General features: G+C 62.2%; 11 protein-coding genes and 2 tRNA genes. 10 read left to right on the top strand and 3 right to left on the bottom strand.

Annotated features, from left to right (window positions below; translation table 11 throughout):
• Window positions 1-18 precede the first annotated feature (18 nt).
• The 8 genes from HZ993_RS11315 (at window position 19) to HZ993_RS11280 (ending at window position 6430) form a co-directional block, all read left to right on the top strand.
• Window positions 19-570, top strand: coding sequence for a LemA family protein (locus HZ993_RS11315; RefSeq protein WP_209397993.1), 552 nt, complete (start codon window positions 19-21; stop codon window positions 568-570).
• Between the two features lie 7 nt (window positions 571-577).
• Complete coding sequence (gene rsmB, locus HZ993_RS11310) at window positions 578-1903, top strand: 16S rRNA (cytosine(967)-C(5))-methyltransferase RsmB (RefSeq protein WP_209397992.1); 1326 nt, start codon at window positions 578-580, stop codon at window positions 1901-1903.
• Between the two features lie 7 nt (window positions 1904-1910).
• Window positions 1911-2492 (top strand): DUF4390 domain-containing protein, encoded by a 582-nt coding sequence (locus HZ993_RS11305; protein WP_256440990.1) that lies wholly within the window; start codon window positions 1911-1913, stop codon window positions 2490-2492.
• Complete coding sequence (locus HZ993_RS11300; RefSeq protein WP_209397989.1) at window positions 2489-4777, top strand: ATP-binding protein; 2289 nt, start codon at window positions 2489-2491, stop codon at window positions 4775-4777. The genes HZ993_RS11305 and HZ993_RS11300 overlap by 4 nt, the downstream gene beginning before the upstream one ends.
• A 38-nt stretch (window positions 4778-4815) precedes the next feature.
• Window positions 4816-5496 (top strand): response regulator, encoded by a 681-nt coding sequence (locus HZ993_RS11295; RefSeq protein WP_209397987.1) that lies wholly within the window; start codon window positions 4816-4818, stop codon window positions 5494-5496.
• 49 nt (window positions 5497-5545) lie between these two features.
• A tRNA-Phe gene (locus HZ993_RS11290) sits at window positions 5546-5621 on the top strand.
• A gap of 56 nt (window positions 5622-5677) precedes the next feature.
• Window positions 5678-5753: transfer RNA gene (locus HZ993_RS11285), tRNA-Gly, on the top strand.
• A 119-nt stretch (window positions 5754-5872) separates the two neighbouring features.
• Window positions 5873-6430 (top strand): hypothetical protein, encoded by a 558-nt coding sequence (locus HZ993_RS11280; RefSeq protein WP_209397984.1) that lies wholly within the window; start codon window positions 5873-5875, stop codon window positions 6428-6430.
• A gap of 34 nt (window positions 6431-6464) precedes the next feature.
• Here HZ993_RS11280 and HZ993_RS11275 read toward each other — a convergent pair whose 3' ends face one another.
• Entirely contained in the window at window positions 6465-8588 is a 2124-nt protein-coding gene (locus HZ993_RS11275; RefSeq protein ID WP_209397982.1) for an ATP-dependent helicase, read from the bottom strand.
• A gap of 261 nt (window positions 8589-8849) precedes the next feature.
• Between HZ993_RS11275 and HZ993_RS11270 the strand changes: the two genes are divergently transcribed.
• Window positions 8850-9821, top strand: a complete 972-nt coding sequence (locus tag HZ993_RS11270; protein WP_209397980.1) for an AEC family transporter — start codon at window positions 8850-8852, stop codon at window positions 9819-9821.
• A gap of 21 nt (window positions 9822-9842) precedes the next feature.
• Here the strand turns inward: HZ993_RS11270 and HZ993_RS11265 are convergent, their stop codons facing one another.
• Window positions 9843-11258, bottom strand: coding sequence for an adenylate/guanylate cyclase domain-containing protein (locus HZ993_RS11265; RefSeq protein WP_209397978.1), 1416 nt, complete (start codon window positions 11256-11258; stop codon window positions 9843-9845).
• A gap of 194 nt (window positions 11259-11452) precedes the next feature.
• On the opposite strand from HZ993_RS11265, the gene HZ993_RS11260 reads away from it, so the two are divergent.
• Window positions 11453-12220 (top strand): ABC transporter substrate-binding protein, encoded by a 768-nt coding sequence (locus HZ993_RS11260; RefSeq protein WP_209397976.1) that lies wholly within the window; start codon window positions 11453-11455, stop codon window positions 12218-12220.
• 5 nt (window positions 12221-12225) lie between these two features.
• On the opposite strand, the gene HZ993_RS11255 is transcribed toward HZ993_RS11260, so the two are convergent.
• Window positions 12226-15417, bottom strand: a complete 3192-nt coding sequence (locus HZ993_RS11255) for an EAL domain-containing protein (RefSeq protein WP_209397974.1) — start codon at window positions 15415-15417, stop codon at window positions 12226-12228.
• Window positions 15418-15481 lie beyond the last annotated feature (64 nt).

The following is a 15481-nucleotide window of genomic DNA, read 5'->3' as shown; positions in this document are numbered from 1 at the left end:
TTTTTATGTAGGAGTGCCATGAGTGGTTCGCTGATAGTGTGGATAGTGCTGGCCTTGTTGGTGTTTTGGGGCGTGGGGCTGTACAACCGGCTGATGCGTATCCGGGCACGTGGCCTGAGTGCCCTGGGTTCGGTCGAAAAACACATGCGTGTGGTTGCCGATCTGGTGCGCAATGACCTGGCGCACGGGGCGGCCGTGCATCTGCACGCCCCCACGGGCGACAAGACGCCCGATGACTGGGCGGTTTTGCTCGCTGCGCTGCAGGCTTTTGAAGACGCCCTGAAGGAAACCGGCACAAACGCCTTGCGCAATGACGCACCTGCACGCCTGGGCCAGTCTTTCGACGCCGTACAGACCGCCTGGCACCGCCTGAACGAAGCACCCCCCGATCTGGCGGGGCCAGTGGTGCCCGCCACCATGCGCACCCAATGGGATGCCGTGACCCAGCGTGTGGAAACCGCGCGTGGGGGTTTTAACCAGATACTGACCCAATACAACGAAGCCTTGGCGCAGTTTCCGGCACGCCTCGTTGCCGGCGCCATGGGCTTCAAACCCGGTAGCAAGCTCTAAGGACACGATGAATCCCAAGGACGAACAAATTCCCCTGTGGCGCCAGCTCAGTGCCACAGCCACAGTCATACAAGCAGTGCGGGAGGGTGTTTCGGGTACCGCAGCCCTGGAGACCGTGCCTGCCGAACTACGGCCCGGCGTTCAGTCGCTGGCGTTCCACGTATGGCGCAACATGGGTCGGGCACAGGCGCTGCGCAAACTGCTGGCTGCCAAGCTGCCGCCCCCGCAAGCCGATGCCCTCCTTTGTGTCGCTTTGGCACTGGCGTGGAGTGATGCCCAGGCGCCTTACGACATGTTCACCCTGGTCAATCAGACCGTAGAGGCTGCCAAACGTGGCGCGGGTACCCACGCGCAAGCCAACTTCCTGAACGCCTGCCTGCGCCGGTTCCTGCGCGAACGGGATGCCTTGGTCGCGCAAACCGATGCCGATCCCGTCGCCGTTTGGAACCACCCCGGCTGGTGGATCAAGCGTTTGCAGAAGGAGCAGTCTTCACGCTGGCGCGAGGTGCTGGCTGCCGCAAATTGCCATGCTCCCATGACGCTGCGGGTCAACCCCCGAAAAGCCACGCCAAACGACTATTTGGCCGCGTTGCAGAGCGCTGGCATCGCCGTCAGGGCCAACAGTGGCGCAACCATCGTGTTGGACCAGCCTGTCGGCGTGCAACGCCTGCCCGGGTTCGAACAGGGATGGGTCTCGGTGCAGGACACGGCGGCGCAAATGGCGGTGCCGTTGTTGTTGGATGGTTTGCCCGAACAGGCCCATATGCGCATCCTGGACGCCTGTGCGGCGCCTGGAGGCAAAACCGCGCACTTGCTGGAGTTGTCGCAGGCCCACGTGTTGGCGCTCGAAATTGACGCCGTACGAACCCGCCGGATCACCGAAAACCTGGCGCGTTTGCAGTTGCAAGCCCAGGTGGTAACGGCCGACGCCTCGCGCCCGCAGGACTGGTGGGACGGGCAGCCATTCGATGCGATTTTGCTCGATGCGCCCTGTACAGCCTCCGGCATTGTCCGCCGACACCCGGACGTGCGCTGGTTGCGGCGTGAAACCGACATTGCCCAACTGGCCGCCATTCAGAAACGCATGCTGCAGGCCTTGTGGGGCTTGTTGCGGCCCGGCGGGAGCTTGTTGTACTGCACCTGTTCGCTGTTTTTGGCGGAAGGGGACGGACAGGTCCAAACGTTTCTCACACACAACACCGATGCGGTGTTGCTGCCGTCGCCAGGCCATTTAATGCCCCAAAATGTCGCAAAAGCGGATGCCGTCCCGGACAATGGTTACCGTGACCACGATGGCTTTTATTACGCGTTGCTGCAGAAACAGATGGCCTGAACGTGCCCTGCGCCAGCTATGTGTATGGGCTTTTGTATGGCTGGCAGGTGTCTGCCAGGCGCAAATTGCCGCAGAAGTTTCCCAATACCAGGTAGAGCGTTTCGAAGAAGAGGTCCTGGTGTCGGCGCAGGTGGCTTTCGATCTCCCCCCCGCCGTGGAAGATGCGCTGCTAAAGGGCATCCCCATGTTTTTTGTGACCGAGGCCACCGTAGTGCGTGAGCGTTGGTACTGGTATGACAAGAAGCTGGTCGCTGTGCAGCGGCACATGCGCCTGGCCTACCAGCCACTCACCCGCCGCTGGCGGCTCAATGTCTCGGCGGGAGCGGGTCGCGAGGTCAGTGTGGGCTTGGCACTGAATCCGAGTTTTGATACCTTGGAGGAAGCGCTGTCCGCCGTCAAACGGGTTTCACGCTGGAAGATTGCCGATGTGGCGGACTTTGAAAGCGGCCTGAAGTACAAGGTGAATTTCAGCTTCAAATTGGATTTGAGCCAACTGCCGCGACCGTTCCAGATCGGAGCGCTGGGGCAGTCCGACTGGGATCTGAATGCTGCAACCAGTACCACGCTGACGCTTGCACCCCTCAAATGATGGGCGATTTCCGCAACAGCGAACCCACGCCCACGCTGCAGAGTTCCCGTGCCTTGCGTTGGACCGTCGCGGCCGGTGCGTTCGCCATGGTCATCATTGGTCTGGTCCTGCTGTACCTGCTGACGCAGGCTACCAACAACCGCGAGATGTACGAGCGCAACTATGCGCGACTGTTCGTGGTGAATGTGGTGGTGGCGTCCGTACTGTTCGGTGCCATCCTGTGGGTGGGCTACCGTCTGGTGGTGCGCCTGCGCCAGGGCCGATTTGGCAGCCGCTTGCTGGTCAAACTCGCGACCATTTTTGCGCTGGTGGGGGTTGCGCCCGGTTTGCTGGTGTTTGGTGTCTCGTACCAGTTTGTATCCCGATCGATTGAAACCTGGTTTGATGTCAAAGTCGAAGGTGCACTGGAGGCGGGCTTGAACCTGGGGCGGGTGACGCTGGACACCCTGTCCAGCGACCTGACCTCCAAATCCCGTACGGCGGCAGCCCAGGTGTCGGAAACGGCCGAGCTGACGGTGGGGCTGACATTGGACCGCTTGCTGGAGCAACTGAGTGCGGCCGATGTGACGGTGTGGAGTGCCTCTGGCAAGCTGCTGGCAAGTTCCGGCTTGTCCCGCTTTCAATTGGCGCCAGACAAGCCGACGGCGGCACAGTTCCGTGCCGCCAAGGCGGACCGTGCCCTGTCCTGGATCGAGGGGCTGGATGAGGCCGCCGCGCAAAATCCAGGTGGCGTACGGGTCAAGGTGTTGGTGCCTCTGTCCAGTTCCATTCTGGGTCTGGCGCCGGAAGGTCGGTATCTGCTGGTTTCCCGGGTGTTGCCGCCCAATCTGGTGGCGAATGCGCTGGCCGTAGAGAGCGCCAACCGCGAGTACCAGGAGCGTGCCCTGGGGCGTGAAGGGCTTAAGCGCATGTACCTGGGCACACTGGCCCTGAGCCTGTTCCTCGCGGTCTTTGCCGCAGTGTTGTTGGCGGTGATATTGGGCGACCAGATTGCACGCCCGCTGTTGATGCTGGCCGAAGGCGTCAGCCAGGTGGCCGCCGGCGATTTGACGCCCAAACTGGCCATGAGTGGCAAAGACGAATTGGGTGGTTTGACGCGGGCCTTCGCATCCATGACCGAACAGTTGGCCGACGCGCGCCAGGCGGTGCAGCAAAGCATGTCGCAGGTGGACGCCGCGCGGGCCAATTTACAAACTATTCTGGACAACCTGACGGCCGGTGTCATGGTGCTGGATGCGCAGGGCCGTGTGCGTTCGTCCAACCCCGGTGCTGCCCGGATTCTCAAGGTTTCACTCGCCGACTACGAGGGCCAACCGCTGGAGGCGGTGGATGGATTGCAGGAGTTTGGCCAGGCCGTACAGGCGCAGTTTGCGGATTTTCTGCTGCAACGCGACGAACAAGGCCTGGACCATTGGCAGAAATCGTTTGAGCTGGGCGGTGGTGGCACTGCCGCCATGTACGGGCCGTTCGACCGTACCCTGACATTGGTCGCGCGGGGTGCCGAGTTGCCCGGCAATGCCCGTCTTCTGGTGTTTGACGACATCTCCGACATCGTGTCGGCACAACGGGCCCAGGCATGGGGCGAAGTGGCGCGGCGACTGGCCCACGAAATCAAGAACCCGCTGACCCCTATCCAGCTGTCGGCGGAGCGCCTGGAAATGAAGCTGACGGGCAAGCTGGTCCCAACCGACCAGGCTGTTTTGACCAAGTCCGTCAAAACCATAGTGGACCAGGTCGACGCCATGAAACGTCTGGTGAACGACTTCCGCGACTACGCGCGCCTGCCCGCCGCAGAAATGAAGCCGGTGGACCTGAATGCACTGGTGATGGATGTGTTGCACCTGTATGAAGGTGAGGGCCAAAGTGTTCCGGTTCGCGCCGAATTGGACGCCGCATCACCCCGCGTGATGGGTGACGCCCAACAGCTGCGCCAGGTCATACACAACCTGCTGCAAAACGCCCAGGACGCGAGCGAAATAGCGCCTGCAGTCCATGCAGAAGACCGCAGCGTGGTGGTGCGTACGCAATACCAGCGTACACCAGGGCGTGTCCGGCTGAGTGTGTTGGACTGCGGTGGCGGATTCCCCGAACACATCCTCAAACGCGCGTTTGAACCTTATGTCACCACCAAGGCAAAAGGCACCGGTCTGGGGCTTGCGGTGGTCAAGAAAATTGCGGACGAGCACGGCTCGCGTATCGACATCGTCAACCGCGTGACCGACGGCGCGGTGGTGGGTGCGCAAGTGTCGTTATCATTGGCGGCCGACGGCAGTGCGCCGGCTTGAGTGCAATACACAGCTTAGAAAGAGACAACGCATACACCATGGCAAACATTCTGGTTGTTGATGACGAGCACGGCATTCGGGATTTGCTCTGGGAAATCCTCAACGACGAAGGTCACAACGTCGAGTTGGCTGAAAACGCGGCACAGGCGCGCACTGCCCGCACCCGAGAGCGCCCCGATCTGGTGTTGCTCGATATCTGGATGCCGGACACCGACGGTGTGACGCTGCTCAAGGAGTGGTCCTCCAACGGATTGTTGACCATGCCGGTGATCATGATGAGCGGCCATGCCACCATTGATACGGCAGTGGAAGCTACCAAGATTGGTGCCCTGGCTTTTCTGGAAAAACCCATTACCCTGCAAAAACTGCTCAAAGCGGTGGAGCAGGGCCTGGTGCGCAGCACCTTGCACAAGTCTTTGCCCGCGGCGGTTGCGCGACCACTTGTCACCACGATGGAGGCTTCTCTGGCCTACGTGCCGCCTTCGGTAGTGACGTCGGTAGAGGCGGGCCTGCAGGCCACGCAGAACTTTGTGCTGGACAAACCGCTGCGGGAGGCCAGGGACGAGTTCGAAAAGGCCTATTTTGAATACCACCTGGCCCGGGAAAGCGGTTCCATGACGCGCGTCGCCGAGAAGACCGGTCTGGAGCGCACCCACCTGTACCGCAAGTTGAAACAATTGGGTGTGGACCTGACGCGTGGCAAACGCAACGGAATTTGATGGACTTTGTGCAAAACACCCAAATCTTCCTGCTATAATCGATGGCTCAGGCCCGGTAGCTCAGTCGGTAGAGCAGAGGATTGAAAATCCTTGTGTCGGTGGTTCGATTCCGCCCCAGGCCACCAAATTTAGAAATTTGTCTTCGGATGGATTTTTATCTTGACCACCCCGGTGGTCACATGCGGGAATAGCTCAGTTGGTAGAGCGATACCTTGCCAAGGTATAGGTCGAGAGTTCGAGCCTCTTTTCCCGCTCCAAATTTCCTTGAAGCCCGTCCACGTGACGGGCTTTTTGTTTTCTGGCCGTGTTACAGGCTCTGAGGGTGGCAAAGATTCGCTGGCTGGAGTAGCATTGGCACAAACAATGGAGAAACGCCATGTTTAATGGTTTTCTGGGCAAGGGTAAAAAGCCGAATGCACCACCCGAAGCGGTGGACTCACGGGGGCTGGAGGTTGTTGAAGACGACCCCAACACGGCCTGGGGTTTGTGGGAAGACGCGGTCGCCGAGCAAGACTCCAAATTCAGCGCACTGCCCACCATCGACGCAGCTTTTCAGAATACTGCGCCCATGGGGCTGCAGGACAACATTCCAACCGAGCAAGACGTGTCCCTGTCCCGCGAAGCCCGTACGCTGGAGCAGCGCAGGGAAGACGCATTGTCCACGGTTGAACTGCACCACCACCGAATCGCCAACACCATACGCACGCTGTGGGGTTACAAAGAGTGCAGCGACTATATTTCCAAGCTGATTCTGAGTGGCGGTGATGGCATGGGCCATGCCCGCATGGGCTTTAACCAGGACGCGGCCAACGCCATGATGTTGCTGGCCGAGATACACGATGCGCAGTTTGGTGCCGCTGAACCCAAAGGTGACAACGGTTTTTCGGATTCCGTAATGTCGCGTACACGTACAGGTTGGGACGTCCTGCGCTGAACGTGGTCCGGCGGTGAAACATCCCGCTATTGGTTTATCGCACTTGTGCGGCAGCAGCGGCTGTATTCAGCGCCTTCGCCGCAAATTCCGCCCGCAGGGCCTTCAATTTCTCGCGCGGGTCTTCGCGCACCGTGGTCTGGTCCAGGCCCATTTCGGCAATAAAGCGGCTGGGCAGGGCGGCCACCATCTCCCGGCCTTTCTTGCGCCTGCGTGTCCAACTGACCGCCAGGCTCCGTTGGGCGCGGGTGATACCCACATACATCAGACGCCGCTCTTCCTGCAGACGCTGGGCCATGTCTTCGTTGGCGGATTCGTGGGCGCGCTCGGAGCCGCCCAGCGAATCGGCGCCGTCCCCCAGCTTGAAGGGCAGCATGCCTTCGGTCACGCCCACCAGCAACACGTGCGGCCACTCCAGGCCTTTGGAGGCGTGGAGCGTCGATAGGGTCACGACATCCTGGTCTTTTTCGCGCTCGCTGATGGTGGACAGCAGCGCAATGGTCTGGGCCACTTCCAGCAGGTTTTTGATTTCACGCTGTGTGGTCACGCCGGCCGTATCGTCCAGTTCGCCGCCGCAGCGCGCAGCCATCCAGTCGCAAAACTCCAGCACATTGCCCCACTTGGCGGCGGCTACCTTCTCGCTGTCTTCGCCGTCCACCAGGTGTTGTTCGTAGCCAATCTCCTTGAGCCAGTCCATCATGAAGGTCTTGGCGGCCTCAGCCCCTTCGGTGTGTTTGGCGCGGTATTGCAAATCGTTGATGTAGCGGCCAAATTCGTGCAGACTGCCCAGGGCCTTGGCCGACAGCACGGCGCCCAGCGAACTGGCAAACAGCGACTCGAACAGGCTGAGCTTGTACTGCGTCGCAAACACGCCCAGCGTGCCCAATGTGGTGTGGCCTATGCCGCGTTTGGGCGTGGTCACGGCGCGCAGGAACGCCGGGTCGTCATCGTTGTTGGCCCAGAGGCGAAACCAGGCACACAGATCGCGGATCTCGGCCCGGTCAAAGAAGCTCTGGCCGCCTGACACCTTGTACGGAATACCGGCCTTGCGCAGCGCCTTCTCAAACGGTTTGGCCTGGTGGTTGGCGCGGTACAGCACTGCAAAGTCTCGGAACTCCTTGTATTGTTTGCCTTGGCTTGCGGTGCCATCGGCGCGCAGGCTCTGGATGCGGGCCACGGCGCGTTCGGCCTCGTGTTCCTCGTTGTCGGCGTCCACCACCCGCACGGGTTCACCTTCGCCCAATTCGGAGAACAGGGTCTTGGGAAACAACTTGGGGTTGGGGCCGATCACGTTGTTGGCGGCACGCAAGATGGCGCTGGTGGAGCGGTAGTTCTGCTCCAGCTTGATGACCTTGAGCGCCGGGAAATCCACCGGCAACTTACGCAAATTGTCTAGCGTGGCGCCACGCCAGCCGTAGATAGACTGGTCGTCGTCACCCACGGCGGTAAAGCGGGCCTCATCCGGGACGTTGCCGCCCACCAGCAACTTCAACACTTCGTACTGCGTGGCATTGGTGTCCTGGTATTCGTCGACCAGCACATGGCCCATCATGCTTTGCCACTTCTGGCGCACCTCCGCATGGTCGCGCAACAGCTTCAGCGGCAGGCTGATCAGGTCGTCGAAATCCACACTTTGGTAGGCGGTGAGCCGCTCTTCGTAGCGGCCCATGACGACGGCGGTGACACGTTCGTTGTCGTCGGCGGCCTGGGCTAGCGCCTGCTCGGCATTCAGGCCGGCGCTTTTCCAGGCGCTGATGGTCCATTGCCATTGGCGGGCCGTGGCGATATCGGTGCTGCCGCCGGCGTCTTTCAGGATGCTGGTCACGTCGTCACTGTCCAGAATGCTGAACTGCGGCTTGAGGCCCAGCACGGCGCCGTCCTGGCGCAGCATGCGCACACCCAGCGCGTGGAAGGTGCAGACCACCACGTCCTTGGCGGCCCGGCCAATGAGGCTCTTGGCACGTTCGCGCATCTCTGCCGCCGCTTTGTTGGTGAAGGTGATGGCGGCAATTTTTTGCGCTGGCATGCCGGCCTGGATCAGTCGGCCGATCTTGTGTGTGATGACCCGGGTTTTGCCCGAGCCGGCGCCGGCCAGCACCAGGCAGGGGCCGTGCATGTAGTTGACGGCCTCCTGCTGCGCGGCATTCATGCTGTGGGCCATGGGGGAAGAAGGGGAGGGGGGAGCGGCAGACATTCAGGCGGGCAATACGGGCGGACGAACGCGCCATCTTACCGGGCAGGCGCCACTGCGGCTGGGGTGGGCGGCGGCACGCAGCGGCCCGTTTGTGGGCTGGCCGAGGGCTTGTATGTCAAATCGGCCCCTAGCCCCCGTCGAATATGACTGAATCGCTATCTAAATGATAGTTTGGCTGCTGAGGGCTAGATGCTGGGGAGGCGACCGGAAATACCGGACAATCAAACCGTGCTGCAAATCCTGACCGTCACCTTCCCCTTCTTTGCCCTGGTTTTGTGCGGATTCATCGCCGCACGCCGGGGCATGTTGCCCATCGCCGCGATCCCGGGTCTCAACACCTTTGTGCTGTTTTTTGCGCTGCCTTGCATGTTGTACCGCTTTGGCGCCACCACGCCGATTGCGCAATTGCTGGACCCCAGTGTGGCGCTGACCTATCTGCTGTGTGCCCTGGTCATGGTGGGTTTTGTGGTGGCGGTCACGCGGCACGGCCGTATCGGTTGGAACGACGCGTCCTTTGGCGCCTTGGTGGGGGCTTTTCCCAATACCGGCTTTATGGGGGTGCCGCTGCTGGTGGCCTTGTTAGGCCCCAAGGCCGCCGGGCCAGCCATCGTGACCATCCTGGTGGACATGGTGATCACCACCTCGCTGTGTATAGCGCTGTCACGCCTGGGTAGCCATGGCCCCGGTGATGCATCGGCGGCGCAGGCGGCCAAAAATGCGCTCAAAGGTGTAGCCACCAACCCCATGCCCTGGTCCATTCTGCTGGGCGCGCTGGTGTCGGCCCTGCAGTTGGAATTTCCCAAGCCCGTGGTGCAAACCGTGGGTTTGTTGGCGGATGCGGCCTCGCCGGTGGCGCTGTTCACCATTGGCGCGGTGCTGGCCCGCTCCCAGATGTTGGCTAAGGAGGACAAGAGCCACGCCGTGCATTGGATGGAAGTGGTGCCGGTGGCCGCCATCAAGCTGTTTTTGCACCCGCTGCTGGTCTTGCTGGTGGGCGCGGGCGCCATTCAGATGGGCGTGCACATGGACCGTTTTGCGCTGACCGTGCTGGTGTTGCTGGCGGCCCTGCCCAGCGCCAGCAACGTGTCGCTGCTGGCTGAGCGTTTTGGGGCGGACAACGGGCGTATTGCACGCATCATCCTGGTATCCACCGCGGCGGCGTTTTTTACGTTTGCAGGCGCAGTGGCTTTAATGACCTGATCTGCGCGCCCCACTGCAGCGTTAGGGAATCTCAAACACCGTCAGCGCATTCGCAATGCCGCGCAACTGGTGGCTCTGCGCCTGCGCTGTCAGGCCTGCCGCCTGCAGCAGGCTGGCCACGCCGGGATAGTCGACCACGGGTTCGGTTGCAAAGATGGAACTGGACGTGGCCAGCCCCTGCACCCGCGCAGCGATGTTGACGGCCTGACCAAAGTAATCCAGCCGGTCGTTCAGCGATACGGCCAGGCAAGGGCCTTCGTGCAGGCCAATTTTGAGCACCAGGTCTTCACGCCCACTGCTCTGGGCATTGAGTATCCGCATGGCTTCGCGCATGCCCAGGGCGGCGGCCATGGCATGGTCGGGGCTGGCAAAAGTGGCCATCACCGCATCGCCAATCGTCTTGACCACGGCACCGGCCTGGGCGGCCACCACGGCATTCAGTACCTGGAAGTGGGCGCGCACCATGTCATAGGCCACCAGGTCGCCCACCCGCTCGTACAGCTCGGTAGACGCGCGCAGGTCGGTAAACAAAAAGGTGAGGCTGGTGATCTTGAGCCGCTGGTCGATGTCCAGGGTTTCGGCCTTGTAGATGTCGCGGAAGGTCTGGTTGGTCAGCAGGCGTTTGGCGGTCAGAAACGGCCCGCGGTTGCCCAGCAGGTGGTGCAGGGCATCCCCTGCAATATAGACCGCAGGCAGGGTGCGTTCGGTGGTCTGGTTGTCCAGCGTCAGCCGCAGTGGCCCCGGGCGCATGGTCACGGTGCCGGTGGGGGCGTGTACGTTGTTGAACACCACCTCCAGGCTTTGGCGTTCACGGGTGGGCTCACCCTGCACATCCAGAAAATGGGCGGAATGGGTGACCGGGTCAAACACGATGACAAACTGTGCTGGCAGTTGCACAGACAGGTAGGCTTTTTCGCCCGCAGGCAGTTCGACCGACTCGATGACGATGTCTTGCAGCAACTGGTCGAAAGCCTCGCCGTCGGGAATTCGGAAACCCGAGCCCCAGAAAATTTGCCGCATGTAGTCCCACTGGGGCAACCGGTGCGGGGCATGGGCAGCAATGTGCCGCACACGCGGGTTGACGGTAAAGACCACCTCTACCATCTCATCCAGCGTGGGCTCGTAACCGGCGGCGCACAGTGCGCAGGAGTAGGCGAGCCTGTCCACCGTCTTCAGCGTGGCGTTGGACGACAACACGCCGCCGCAGCCGGGGCACAGTACATTCCAGGAAAGGTCAAACAGGCCCAGCCGGGCGGCGTGCAGAAAAGCGGCAATGGCGGCTTCTTCGTCCCAGCCGCGTTGGTGTGCCAAGGCCGGCACGTTGATGCGGTTCAACGCCGCATCCGTCCCCTGGGCAACCAACTGTTCGATAGCGGCCACCACCGAGGAATCGGCGGACTGGCGTAATACCGCGAACCGGGCTTCTGTGGCGCTCATCGGAAAATGGTACTCCAGTCGACGGCTTAAGCCAAATGAGCCTGTAGCCCCCGAGATATATGAATGTGTAGCTATATGTTTTATAGCAATCACTGGGGCATACGGTCTGCGCAGCCCATGCGCACTGTGTTGCGCGCAGCAAACGAATGGCGTAAGCTGGGCCAATCAGGGAGTGCCATCTCAAGGGGCACTGAATGCGTATCCTGCTGGGCATTGTTTTGGTGACGGTCTCGTTGCACGGTTTCACCGCCGAACCGGTGCGCCTGGGCTTTTCGGACGTGGAGAATTTCCCCTACCAGATGGGCAACGGCGAGCAGTTGGCGCCGGCCCCGGGTGTTGCGGTAGAACTCATACGTGAAGCCGCTGCGGCGGCGGATGTGAAGGTGAGTTTTGTCCGCATGCCTGCGCAGCGGCTGCTGGTGGAGATGCAGGCTGGCCGTTTGGACGGTGCCTTCATCTTTTCTTACCGGGAGGAGCGCCTGCAATATGGCCTGTACCCCCTGCACCAGGGCAAGCCCGACCGGCAACGCCGCATCGCCAGCAACAACTACAGCTTCTACAAAATGGCGACCAGTGATGTCGCCTGGGATGGCGCGCAATTGACGAACGGGCGTGCGCCGGTGGGCATCAACTTCAGCTTCTCCATCGGTGAAGACCTCAAGAAAATGGGCCTGACCGTAGACGACGGCGGCCGCGGCACCGAGCAGAACTTTGCCAAGCTCAGGCTGGGGCGTATATCGGCCTATGCCACGCTGGAGGACTCGGCCGACGCCTTTCTGCGGCGCAACAGCATCAGCAATGTGGTCAAGCTGGAGCCCCCCATCGTGGTGCGGGACTACTACCTGATGTTGAGCCGGCAATACGTCGAAGCCGACAAGGCCCGGGCCGAGCTGTTGTGGACGCGGTTAGGTGAAGTGCGCACCAAGCGCGCGGCCAGCATGTACGAAAAGTATGCGGACTGAAAACCTCAGCCACCCCGCCGGCGCTGCACCGGCGCCCCATGGTTGCGCACCCACTCCTGGAACTCCGGCACGGCCAGTGGCCTGCTGAAGCAGTAGCCCTGCAGTTCGTCGCAGCCCAGCGCCGTCAACGTCTGGGCGGTGGGCAGGTTCTCCACGCCTTCAGCCACCACCTTGAAGCCCAGGGTGTGGCCCAGCGCGATGACGGCGTGCACGATGGCGGCATCGGCGCTGTCGTCCAGCATGTCGCGCACAAAGGACTGGTCCACTTTCAGGATATCGATCTCGAAGCGTTTGAGGTAGGCCAGGCTGGAGTAGCCCGTGCCAAAGTCGTCAATCGCAATGTGCACACCCAGCGCCTTCAGCGCCGATACCTGCTCCTGCGCCGCGCTGGGGTTGTCCATCAGGTGGGATTCGGTCAGCTCCAGTTCCAGCTGTGCGGCGGGCAGCCGTGTGCGTTCCAGAATCTGCTGCAGCTGGCCCACCAGATCGGGGTCGGCCAGTTGGGCGGCCGACAGGTTGACCGATAACTGCTTGCGCTCAAACAGACCGTGCGACTGGAATTGCATCCACTGCTGGCAAGCTTCTTCCAGCACCCACAGGCCAATGGATTTGATCAGCCCCGTCTCTTCGGCCAGCGGGATGAACTCGGCCGGCGATATGGTGCCCAGCACGGGGTTGGTCCAGCGCAGCAGGGCCTCGGCGCCCAGCATGCGCCGCGTGCGGGCGCACAGGCGGGGCTGGTAGTGCAGGTTGAACTCGCCCCGCTCCAGTGCCATGCGCAGCTGGGCCTCCATCGTCTGGCGGGCCAGCAAGCGCTGGTCGGTCTCGGTGGAGAAGAAGCGCGCCATGTCGCGCCCGGCGGCCTTGGCCTCGTACATGGCGGCGTCGGCGCGGCGCATCAGCTCGTCGTGGTTCGCCGCGTCGTCCGGGAACACCGCCACCCCCACGCTGCACGACACAACAATCGAGTGGCCCTCCACCACGGCGGTCTGGCGTATGGTGGGGATCAGGCGGTGGTTGACCATGGCGTCTAGTTCCTCATGGTCGCGCACGTGGCGCATGACGATGACGAACTCGTCGCCACCCAGGCGGCTGACCGTGTCGTCGGCGCGCACGGCCTGGCTCAGGCGGCGCGCCACGATGCGCAGCAGCCCGTCACCAATGTGGTGGCCCAAGGTGTCGTTGATGGTCTTGAAGCGGTCCAGGTCGATGAAGAGCACGGCCACCTTCTCACCGCTGCTGCGCGCCTGGGTCAGCGCCTCGCCCAGGCGCTGCTGGCACAACGAGCGGTTGGGCAGCTCGGTCAACACATCGTGGTGGGCCAGAAAGTGGATACGCTCCTCGTGTGCCTTGCGGTCGGTGATGTCGATGGAGGTAGCGATGAAGTTGACCACCTCGCCGCTGGTCGAGCCCTTGTACACGGCCGACACCATCAGCCAGGCCTGGTAGCTGTCGCCGGTCATGCGGCGCATCATCACCTCGCCCTGCCAGGCATCTTTTTCGGGTTGTTGCATCCACTGCAAAGCCTGGGGGCTGTCTACCAGGGTGGCGAAATCGGCGCCGATGACTTCGTGGAAGTCGTAAAACGTGCTGCGGCAGAATGACTGGTTGACGCTGATGACCTGGCGCTGCGCATTCATGATGACGATGCTCTCGCTGGACGCCTCAAACACCTTGGCCCACAGCTCCAGCCGCTGCTCCAGCAGCTTGAGCTTGTTGATGGGCGTGAAGGCGGTCAGCACCGCCTCACGCCCCTGATATTGCAGGCGGCGTGCCGATAACACGGCCCAGGACGGTGTGGCACCAGCCAGCCAGCGCACCTCGAACTCATCGACCGTGCCATGGTCTGCCAGGCGCTGGAAGAAGCGGGCCCGCACATGGGGTTCTAGGCCGGGCGCCCACGGGTCGCGCCGAATATCACCCAACCAGGCCAGGGCCGGGGCGTTAGCGTGCAGCACCTCGTGGTCGGGCACCGAGGTCACCACCATGGGTGTGGGAAAGCCTTCGACCAACTCGCGCTGGGCCTGGGCGGCACCGGCCAGCGCGGCCTGCTCCTGCTGGATGATGCGGTCCCGGTCCAACTGGGCCAACATGTCATTGAAGGCGGTAACCAGGCTGCCAATCTCGTCGCTGCTGGTCCAGTGCGCGCGGTGGGTGTAGTCGGCGCTACGGCGCACCTGGTCGGCCACCTTGGCCAGTGCCTGCAGCGGGCGGGCAATCTGGCTGGCCACCAGGTAGACCAGGCTCAGGATGCTGCCCAAAAGCAGCAGGGCCGTGCCCAGGTGCAGCCACATGCGCGCAAACAGCTGCTCCACCCGGGTTTTCAGCAGCGCATGGAGCTCGACCACCGCCACACGCCAGGCTTCGTCCAGCGCCGCCAGCGTGGCCTGATGCATGGCGCCCTCTGCGCGGGTGATCAGGTGGGCGGTGTCGGGTTTGTTGGCGGCTTCTTCCAGGGCGTTCTGGTAGCCACGGGCCTGGCTGTGCAGTGCCGTGCGGCTGGCCTTGAGGGCCTGTGCCAGTTGCGGCGAGCCGGCGGCCCAGGCCTGGTCGTAGTCGGACTCCATGCCGGTCAGCACGGCGTCCAGCCGGCCCACCAGGGTCAACAACTGCGCCGCCTGGTTTTTGCCGGTCTGGGGTGATCCCCAGTTCTGCATGAAATCGTGGGCGTCGTGCAGCACCTGCAGCAGCTCAGGGAAACGTAGCACCGCCAGCGACATCACGTAGTAGCTGTCCAGGTCCGGGTCCAGGATCAGGTTGGACTGGTTGCCAATGGTGGTCAGCAGGTCGCGGCCCTGGGCCAGCAGGGCACCCTGTTGTACACCTGTCGCGCTGGCGGATTGGTTGGGCGCGGTCGCGGTCTGCAAGCTGTTCAGCGTTTCGGCGAAGCGGCTGGCCATGGCTTCGGTGTGCAGGCGCTCGTCGTGTTGTTGGCGCGCGTCCTCCAGCCTCAGGGTGGCTGCGCTGTCGCGGGTGGCGCTGCGGGTGTCCAAAAAGACATCCATCAGGTTTTGCCGCACCACCTCGGTATAGGCTGTGCCGACGATTTCCTTGCGTGCGAAGTCAATGGCCAGGTATTTCTCGTGGATCAGGATGCCCGACACATAAATCACGGCCGTCAAATCCAGCAAGTAGATTAGCGTGAGTTTGCGGCCCACACTCAAGTGGCCCAGCCATTGGGACAGTTTGGACAACATGCCCCACCACTAGCAACTTTCGCACCAAACTGGTGACGCCCATCCGCCGTGTGGATGTGGCACG

Source organism: Rhodoferax sp. AJA081-3, assembly GCF_017798165.1.
Taxonomy (GTDB): Bacteria; Pseudomonadota; Gammaproteobacteria; order Burkholderiales; family Burkholderiaceae_C; genus Allorhodoferax.
Note: the sequence above shows the minus strand (reverse complement) of the source record. Positions and strands in the feature narration are given on the sequence as shown.